This window comes from Corallococcus sp. AB049A (assembly GCF_003668885.1).
Classification (GTDB): domain Bacteria; phylum Myxococcota; class Myxococcia; order Myxococcales; family Myxococcaceae; genus Corallococcus; species Corallococcus interemptor.
This window is the reverse complement of sequence record NZ_RAWL01000958.1, coordinates 1-492: the sequence shown is the minus strand read 5'-3', so window position 1 is coordinate 492 and position 492 is coordinate 1. Positions and strand designations below refer to the sequence as shown.

At 66.9% G+C, this 492-nt stretch carries 1 protein-coding gene; it reads right to left on the bottom strand.

Annotated features, from left to right (window positions below; genetic code table 11):
• Positions 1-492: mechanosensitive ion channel domain-containing protein (locus D7X55_RS46035; protein WP_147470478.1), on the bottom strand; the 492-nt coding region annotated here is incomplete at both ends.

Genomic DNA, 492 nt, shown 5'->3' with positions numbered 1-492 from the left:
GGCCCAGGCAGTACTGCGGGTGAAGCAGTAGAGCTCCAGCGGCAGGCCCTCGGTGGTCGGCTGCAGCTGCCGTACCAGCAGGGTCATGTCGGTATGGATGCCCGGGTGGCTGCGCAGGTAGCGCTCCACATAGGCCCGGAACGTACCCAGGTTGGTCACGCGGCGGCTGTTGACCTCGGCCACGCCCTGCTCGCGCAGGCGCCCGTTCCACTGCCCCAGTTCCTGTTCCTTGTCGCGCAGGTAGTCGCGCAGCAGCGCGAACTCGCCGAGGAAGGCCAGGTCACCCTCGTCCAGGAAGCCGACGCTGTGCTGGTCCAGGTACAGCGCGCGCTTGATCCGGCGCCCGCCGGCCTCCTGCATGCCGCGCCAGTTCTTGAACGACTCGGTCACCAGCTTCTTGGTGGGGATGGTGGTGATGGTCTTGTCGAAGTTCTGCACGGTGATGGTGTGCAGCGCGATGTCGATGACGTCGCCGTCGGCGTTCTGGCTGGG